General features: G+C 71.4%; 7 protein-coding genes. 1 reads left to right on the forward strand and 6 read right to left on the reverse strand.

Going from position 1 to position 7,863, the window contains the following annotated elements; genetic code table 11:
• Positions 1 to 1,106: FtsX-like permease family protein (locus AOK18_RS20780; protein ID WP_338119129.1), on the forward strand; the 1,106-nt coding region annotated here is incomplete at its 5' end.
• Positions 1,107 to 1,244: 138 nt separating this feature from the next.
• On the opposite strand, the gene pgi is transcribed toward AOK18_RS20780, so the two are convergent.
• The 6 genes from pgi to gap all read right to left on the reverse strand — a co-directional run bounded on the left by pgi (position 1,245) and on the right by gap (position 7,414).
• Positions 1,245 to 2,900: a glucose-6-phosphate isomerase gene (pgi, locus tag AOK18_RS20785; RefSeq protein ID WP_055695345.1), complete on the reverse strand. Its 1,656-nt coding sequence runs from the start codon at positions 2,898 to 2,900 to the stop codon at positions 1,245 to 1,247.
• 451 nt (positions 2,901 to 3,351) lie between these two features.
• Positions 3,352 to 3,639, reverse strand: coding sequence for an RNA polymerase-binding protein RbpA (locus AOK18_RS20790; RefSeq protein WP_055574073.1), 288 nt, complete (start codon positions 3,637 to 3,639; stop codon positions 3,352 to 3,354).
• A gap of 283 nt (positions 3,640 to 3,922) precedes the next feature.
• Positions 3,923 to 4,156: a preprotein translocase subunit SecG gene (secG, locus tag AOK18_RS20795; RefSeq protein WP_095534067.1), complete on the reverse strand. Its 234-nt coding sequence runs from the start codon at positions 4,154 to 4,156 to the stop codon at positions 3,923 to 3,925.
• Positions 4,157 to 4,252: 96 nt separating this feature from the next.
• On the reverse strand, positions 4,253 to 5,041 hold the full coding sequence (gene tpiA / locus AOK18_RS20800; protein WP_055574075.1) for a triose-phosphate isomerase: 789 nt from the start codon (positions 5,039 to 5,041) through the stop codon (positions 4,253 to 4,255).
• 6 nt (positions 5,042 to 5,047) lie between these two features.
• Complete coding sequence (locus tag AOK18_RS20805; RefSeq protein WP_055695346.1) at positions 5,048 to 6,259, reverse strand: phosphoglycerate kinase; 1,212 nt, start codon at positions 6,257 to 6,259, stop codon at positions 5,048 to 5,050.
• Positions 6,260 to 6,406: 147 nt separating this feature from the next.
• Positions 6,407 to 7,414 (reverse strand): type I glyceraldehyde-3-phosphate dehydrogenase, encoded by a 1,008-nt coding sequence (gene gap / locus AOK18_RS20810; RefSeq protein WP_055574077.1) that lies wholly within the window; start codon positions 7,412 to 7,414, stop codon positions 6,407 to 6,409.
• Positions 7,415 to 7,863: the final 449 nt, after the last annotated feature.

Here is a 7,863-nt window from a genome sequence, read left to right on the forward strand (position 1 = left end):
CGCCCGCGCTGGTCCTGGGCTGGCACAAGGCGTTCACCCGCCGTCCGCGTTCCCTGGGCACGGTGGCCAGGCTGGCGCTGCCGCTGCTGCTGATCGTGGTGGCGCTGAGCGCGTGGACCACCCTCGACCGCTTCCGGAGCAGTCCGGAGCTGGTGGGGCTGCCCGCCGCGCTCAGCGTCCGCGCGGACGCCTCGCTCGGCGACCGGGAGGCCCGTGCCCTGCTGGAACGCGATCCGCAGGTCGCCGCCGCCCATCCGGGCGTGGAGGTGGCCGCCCTGGTGCCCGGCCAGACCGCCACGATCGCGCTGCGCGGCTTCGGCACCCGCGAGGAGCCCTACCCGTTCACCCTGGCCGAGGGCCGCGCCGCGCGCGGGCCCGACGAGGCGGTGGCCGGGCAGGGGCTGCTGGACCTGCTGCACGTGCGGGTCGGCGACTGGGTGCGGGTGACCGTCGGCGACCGGCCGCAGGTGCTGCACATCGTCGGCCGCAGCATCGAGCCGGAGCACGCCGGACGGGTCGTCTCCACCTCGCTCGACACCCTCCGCGGCAACGACCCCTCGCTGGAGCCCGACCTGTACCAGCTCCGGCTGGTCCCCGGCGCCGACCCGGGGGCCGTCGCCGGGCGGCTGGCCGCGGCCGGGGACGGTCTGCTCGACGTGCATGCCGTGGCCGGCCCGGCCGAGGGGCTGTCCCCGTTGCGCGCGGTCGTGGTCGGGCTGATCGCCGTCCTCGCGCTGATCGGGCTGATCGAGCTGCTCACCGCGATCGGCGGCACGGTCCGCGAGGGCGAACGGGACCTGCTCGCGCTCAAGGCGATCGGCCTCTCGCCCCGGCAGATCACCGCGATCACGGTCACGGCCGCCTCCTGCACGGCCCTGGCCGCCGTGCTCCTCGCCCTGGGGGCGGGGCTGCCGCTGGCGCACTGGCTGATCGACGCCCAGGGGCGGTCGAGCGGCGTCGGCGCCGGGATCGCCCGGGGCCCCTCCCCCACGCTCCTGGTGCCGCTCGGCGCCGCTGCGGTGCTGGGCGCCGCCGTCCTCGCCGCCCTCCCGGCCGCCCGCGCGGCCCGGCGCCGCCTCGCGGACACGCTGAGCGCGGTCGCGTGACAGAACCACGGGGTGACGGGGCGGGGCGCCCGGCGGCTCACAGGTCCTCCCGCCCGGGCCCGGGCATGAACCGTGCCGGCAGCAGGGGGGTTCCGCGGGAAGCGGGCGGCCGTCCGCCGCCCGCTTCCCGCCGTGTTCTCAGCTCCGGCCGCGCAGCTCCCGGTAGACGGCGACCAGGGCCCGGCTGGAGGCGTCCAGGCCGGGCACGTCCGCGCCCTCGGTGAGCGCGGGCTCGACGCGCTTGGCGAGCACCTTGCCGAGTTCCACGCCCCACTGGTCGAAGGAGTCGATGTTCCAGATCGCGCCCTGCACGAACACCTTGTGCTCGTAGAGGGCGACGAGCTGGCCGAGGACGGACGGCGTCAGCTCGCGCGCGAGGATCGTGGTCGTGGGGTGGTCGCCCTTGAACGTCTTGTGCGGCACCAGTTCCTCGGGCACGCCCTCGGCGCGCACCTCGTCCGGCGTCTTGCCGAAGGCCAGGGCCTGCGTCTGGGCGAAGAAGTTGGCCATCAGCAGGTCGTGCTGCGCCTTGAGCTCGTCGCCCAGCTCGGCGACCGGCTCGGCGAAGCCGATGAAGTCCGCCGGGATCAGCTTCGTCCCCTGGTGGATCAGCTGGTAGTAGGCGTGCTGCCCGTTGGTGCCCGGCGTGCCCCAGACGACGGGGCCGGTCTGCCAGCGGACCTCGTGCCCGTCCCGGTCGACGTACTTTCCGTTGGACTCCATGTCGAGCTGCTGGAGGTAGGCGGTGAACTTGGACAGGTAGTGCGAGTACGGCAGGACCGCGTGCGACTGGGCGCCCAGGAAGTTGCCGTACCAGACGCCCAGCAGGCCCAGCAGCAGCGGCACGTTGGACTCGGCCGGGGCGGTGCGGAAGTGCTCGTCGACGAGGTGGAACCCGTCGAGCATCTCCCGGAAGCGGTCCGGGCCGACGGCGATCATCAGGGACAGGCCGATCGCCGAGTCGTACGAGTAGCGTCCGCCGACCCAGTCCCAGAACTCGAACATGTTCGCCGTGTCGATGCCGAAGTCGGCGACCTTCTCCGCGTTCGTCGACAGGGCCACGAAGTGCCGGGCGACGGCGGCCTCTTCCCCGCCGAGCGCGTCCAGCAGCCAGGTCCGCGCGGAGGTGGCGTTGGTGACCGTCTCGATGGTGGTGAACGTCTTGGACGCGATGATGAACAGCGTCTCGGCCGGGTCGAGGTCGCGGACGGCCTCGTGCAGGTCGGAGCCGTCCACGTTGGACACGAAGCGGACCGTGAGGTCGCGGTCGGTGAAGGCGCGCAGCGCCTCGTACGCCATCGCGGGGCCGAGGTCGGAGCCGCCGATGCCGATGTTGACCACCGTGCGGATGCGCTTGCCGGTGTGGCCGGTCCACTCGCCGGACCGCACGCGGTCGGCGAAGGCGGCCATCTTGTCGAGAACGGCGTGCACGCCCGGGACGACGTTCTCCCCGTCGACCTCGATCACCGCGTCGCGCGGTGCCCTGAGGGCGGTGTGCAGGACGGCCCGGTCCTCGGTGGTGTTGATCCGCTCGCCGCGGAACATGGCGTCGCGCAGCCCGAACACGTCGGTGGCGGCGGCCAGTTCGCGCAGCAGCCGCAGGGTGTCGTCGGTGACGAGGTGCTTGGAGTAGTCGATGTACAGGTCACCGACCCGGAGCGTGTACGCGGTCCCCCGGTCGGGGTGGGCGGCGAACACCTCGCGCAACCGCAGGTTCCCGAGCTCCTCGCGGTGCTTGGCCAGCGCGGTCCACTCGGGAGTCTGGTCGAGCCTGGTACGGCCGTCTGCGTTCATCTCGGACTTCAGCCTTCTTCCTTGCTGCCTGTGCTGCGTATCCGCCCCACTGCCGGTTCCAACCTAATTGATCAGAGGTGGACACCACCTGTCGTGACGCCGTCGTGGGGCGCAACAACGGATACGGCTGTCCGGCCCCCGGGCATTCAGCGCGGCGGCGGGCGGGACGCCCGCCGGGACGGGCCGCGGGCGGGAGGGGCGGCACGGGAGGGACGAGCAGGGCCCGGGGGGGCGGAGCCGTGGGCGGGAAGAAGGAAGCGGCTGCGAGCGGCCGGACGCGGGCACGGCACGACGCGGATGCGGCACGGGGACGGCACGGCGCGGGAACAGCGCGGTGCGGCGCGGACCGCCCGGCGGGCGGCACACCGCGCGGGTCCGGCCGGCCGTCGGCTCCCGACCCCGGCCGGACCGAGCCGGACCGCTGGGAACCGGACCGCTGGGAGCCGGACCGCTAGATCTCGCCCCGCAGTTTGGCGAGCGCCTCGGCGAGGATCGCCTCGCCGTCCGCGTCGCTGCGCCGCTCCCGCACGTAGGCGAGGTGGGTCTTGTACGGCTCCGTGCGCGGCGGGGCCGGGGGGTTCTCCCGGTCCTGGCCGGCCGGGAAGCCGCAGCGGGGGCAGTCCCACGTGTCGGGGACCTGCGCGTCGCTCGCGAAACTCGGCTGGGTCTCGTGCCCGTTGGAGCACCAGAAGGAGAGGCGCAGCCGCGGCGCTGACTCACCGCGTTCGGCCTCACCCATCGGCCCCGCCCCGACCCGGCTTCCCCGGATCGCGTTGCCACTTGCCACGTCGTAACTCCCTGCGTGATGGCGCGGCGAAGCGAGTCGGCGTTCCGCTGCGCTGCGAGCGCCTCAGTCTACGTAAGGCCCAACGCGCGTCCGGTGATTGGAGTTACCGCTCCCCTGTCCAGACGCAAGCCCCATGATAGGCCGCGCTGTGCCGCGCGTACCGGACATGGGGCCTTGCGCGGGGAATGCGCACCCGCGGTGCGGGCGGATCGTCCGCCGGGGTCTTCCGCCCGGGTCAGTTCGACTTCATCATGATGCCGAGCGCGACGATGCAGACGGCCCAGAGCAGCCCGACCACGACGGTGATCCGGTCGAGGTTGCGCTCGGCGACCGAGGAGCCGCCGACGGAGGACTGCATGCCGCCACCGAACATGTCGGAGAGGCCGCCGCCCTTCCCCTTGTGCATCAGCACCAGCAGCATCAGCAGCAGGCTGAAGACGATCAGGGCGATCGAGAACCCCAAAACCACGGCTGGACCAACTTCCTCGGAATCGGATGGGACGACGCGGGGCCCAGTTCGGCACTGGACCCCGCAAGGGTACGACGGATCGCGGCTAGCGCCTACTCACTGGTCGCGAAAGCGGATGATCTTGACGAACTCGTCCGCGTCCAGCGAGGCGCCGCCGACCAGCGCGCCGTCGATGTCGGCCTGCGCCATGATCTCGGCGACGTTGCCCGACTTGACCGAGCCGCCGTACTGGATGCGGACCCGGTCGGCGACGTCCTGCGAGTACAGCTCGGCGAGCTTGCCGCGGATGGCGCCGCAGACCTCCTGGGCGTCCTCGGCACCGCAGACCTTGCCGGTGCCGATGGCCCAGACGGGCTCGTAGGCGATCACGACGGACTCGGCCTGCTCGGCGGGCAGGTCCTTCAGGCCGCCCTCGACCTGGGCGAGGGTGTGCGCGACGTGGTTGCCGGCCTCGCGGACGGCCAGTTCCTCGCCGACGCACAGGATCGGCGTGATGCCGTGCTTGTACGCGGACTTGACCTTGGCGTTCACGAGCTCGTCGGTCTCGCCGTGGTACTGCCTGCGCTCGGAGTGGCCGACGGCCACGTACGCGCACTTCAGCTTGGCCAGCATCGGGCCGGAGATCTCGCCGGTGTAGGCGCCGCCGTCGTGCGCCGAGATGTCCTGGGCGCCGTACCTGATCTTCAGGTTGTCGCCGTCGACGAGGGTCTGCACGGAGCGCAGGTCGGTGAAGGGCGGCAGGACGGCGACCTCGACGGCCTCGTAGTCCGTGTCGGCCAGGGCGAAGGCGAGCTTCTGGACGTGGGCGATGGCCTCGAGGTGGTTGAGGTTCATCTTCCAGTTGCCCGCCATCAGCGGGGTGCGGCCTTTTTCAGCAGCGGTCATTGAGGGTCAGTCCTCCAGTGCGGCGAGGCCGGGGAGCGTCTTGCCCTCGAGGTATTCGAGGGAGGCGCCGCCTCCGGTCGAGATGTGGCCGAATGCCTTTTCGTCGAAGCCCAGGATGCGGACGGCCGCGGCGGAGTCGCCGCCGCCGACCACGGTGTAGCCCGGGGAGTCGAGGAGGGCCTGGGCGACCGCTTTGGTGCCCTCGGCGTAGTCGGGGTGCTCGAAGACGCCCATGGGGCCGTTCCAGAAGACGGTGGCCGCGTCGGCGAGCTTCGAGGCGTAGAGCGTGCGGGTCTCGGGACCGAGGTCCAGGCCCATCCGGCCGGCCGGCATGGCGTCGGCGGCGACGGTCTCGGGGTGGGCCGGGGCCTTGGTCTTCAGGTCCGGGAACTCCTCGGCGACCAGGGTGTCGACCGGCAGCACCAGTTCGACGCCGTTCTTCTCGGCGCGCTCCATGTACTCGGTGACGGCGGAGAGCTGGTCCTCCTGGACCAGCGACGTGCCGATCTCGTGGCCCTTGGCCTTGAGGAAGGTGTACGCCATGCCGCCGCCGATGAGGATGCGGTCGGCCTTGCCGAGCAGTTCGTCGATGACGGCGAGCTTGTCGGAGACCTTGGCGCCGCCGAGGGCGACGACATAGGGCCGCCGGACGTCGTCGGTGAGCTTCTTCAGGACGCCGACCTCGGTGGCGATGAGGAAGCCGGCGGCGTGCGGCAGGCGGGCCGGGAGGTCGTACACGGAGGCGTGCTTGCGGTGCACCGCGCCGAAGCCATCGCCCACGTAGAGGTCGGCGAGAGCGGCCAGGCGGTCGGCGAAGGCGCCGCGCTCGGCGTCGTCCTTGGCCGTCTCGCCGGCGTTGAAGCGCAGGTTCTCGAGGACCGCGACCTGTCCGTCGGCGAGGCCGGCGACGGTGGCGGTGGCCGACTCACCGACGGTGTCCGTCGCGAACGCCACGTCGGCGCCGAGGAGTTCGCCCAGGCGGGCGGCGGCCGGGGCGAGCGAGAAGGCGGGGTCCGGGGCGCCCTTGGGGCGGCCCAGGTGCGAGGCGACGACGACGCGGCCGCCCGCTTCGGCGAGCGCCCTGACGGTGGGCAGCACCGCGCGGATGCGGCCGTCGTCGGTGATGGTGGTGCCGTCCAGCGGCACGTTGAGGTCGGCGCGGACGAAGACCCGCTTGCCCGCGACCCCTTCGGAGAGGAGTTCGTCGATCGTCTTCATGAGGGACTCCTGGAGAAGAGCTTGTGTTCGCTCGTGATCACTCGTGATCGGAAGCGGTCGACCGCTCCGATACGTGCGTCAGGGCTCGGACAGCGCGTTGGCGCGCCGGCCGAGCCCTGCACTCATATCAGGCGGTCTGCTCCACGGTCAGAGCTGGTTGCCGATGAAGACCGTGAGGTCGACGAGGCGGTTGGAGTAGCCCCACTCGTTGTCGTACCAGCCGATGATCTTCACGCTCTTGCCGTCCTGGACCATGGTCAGGGACGAGTCGAACGTGCAGGACGCCGGGGCGTTGACGATGTCGGAGGAGACGATCGGGTCCTCCGTGTACTCGAGGAGACCCTTGAGCTCGCCCTCGGCGGCCTTCTGGAAGGCGGCGTTGACCTCTTCCTTGGTGACCTCGCGGCCGAGCTCGACGACCAGGTCGGTGACCGAGCCGGTCGGGACCGGGACGCGCATCGCGATGCCGTCCAGCTTGCCCTCGAGCTGCGGCAGCACCAGGGCGGTGGCCTTCGCGGCGCCGGTCGTCGTCGGGATGATGTTCTCGGCGGCGGCACGGGCGCGGCGCAGGTCCTTGTGCGGGAAGTCAAGGATGCGCTGGTCGTTCGTGTACGCGTGCACCGTCGTCATCAGGCCCTTGACGATGCCGAAGTTCTCGTCGAGCACCTTCGCCATCGGCGCCACGCAGTTGGTGGTGCAGGAGGCGTTGGAGATGACGTGGTGGTTCGCCGGGTCGTACTTGTCCTGGTTGACGCCCATGACGACGGTGACGTCCTCATCCTTGGCCGGAGCCGAGATGATGACCTTCTTGGCTCCACCGGTGAGGTGCTTCTCGGCGTCGGCCTTCTTGGTGAAGATGCCGGTCGACTCGATGACGATGTCGACGCCCAGCTCGCCCCACGGGATGTCGGCGGGGTTGCGCTCGGAGAGCACCTTGACCGTCTTGTCGCCGACGGTGATCGTGTCGGCGGTGTGGGAGACCTCCTGCTTGAGGCGGCCCAGAATGGTGTCGTACTTCAGCAGGTGGGCAGTGGTCGCGGTGTCACCCAGGTCATTGACCGCCACGATCTCGATGTCTGCGCCCTGCTCGAGCAATGCGCGGAAGTAGTTCCGGCCGATGCGGCCAAACCCGTTGATGCCTACGCGGATCGTCACGAACCGATCTCCTCGTTGGTGCGCCGGCTCAAGTCGCCGGCGAGCTGTATGGGATGTCCCCGACCACCCCCGACCCTACCTCTCCGGGGCCACGCCCGTGACATCGAGTCGGGCCATACCCGGCAGGCCGGCCCTTACCAGCCAGTAGGGTACGGACCGCCCTGGCCGGGGGCCCTCGTCCGGCCCGTCCGGCAGGGCGACTTGACCGGGGCGGAGGACCTTTCCGGTGCCTCGTCACCGGGCGGAGGCCCTCGGAGGGACCTCCTGCCCGCTCGCTCACCGCCTACTCACCGCCCGGTCCTCGGCCGGCTGCGGTCGGCCGAGGACCGGGCGGTGAGTAGGCGGTGCGCGATCGGGCAGGAGGTTCCTCCGAGGGCCTTCGCCCGGTGACGAGGCACCGGAACGGTGCTCCGCTCCGGTCAAGTCGCCCTGCCGGACGGCCCGGACGA

The organism is Streptomyces prasinopilosus (genome assembly GCF_001419695.1).
Taxonomy (GTDB): domain Bacteria; phylum Actinomycetota; class Actinomycetes; order Streptomycetales; family Streptomycetaceae; genus Streptomyces; species Streptomyces prasinopilosus.

Coding starts and splice junctions, on each gene's coding strand:
- tpiA (WP_055574075.1), bottom strand. CDS start 5,041: ATGACCGCTGCTGAAAAAGGCCGCACCCCGCTGATGGCGGGCAACTGG.
- AOK18_RS20805 (WP_055695346.1), bottom strand. CDS start 6,259: ATGAAGACGATCGACGAACTCCTCTCCGAAGGGGTCGCGGGCAAGCGG.
- AOK18_RS20790 (WP_055574073.1), bottom strand. CDS start 3,639: ATGGGTGAGGCCGAACGCGGTGAGTCAGCGCCGCGGCTGCGCCTCTCC.
- pgi (WP_055695345.1), bottom strand. CDS start 2,900: ATGAACGCAGACGGCCGTACCAGGCTCGACCAGACTCCCGAGTGGACC.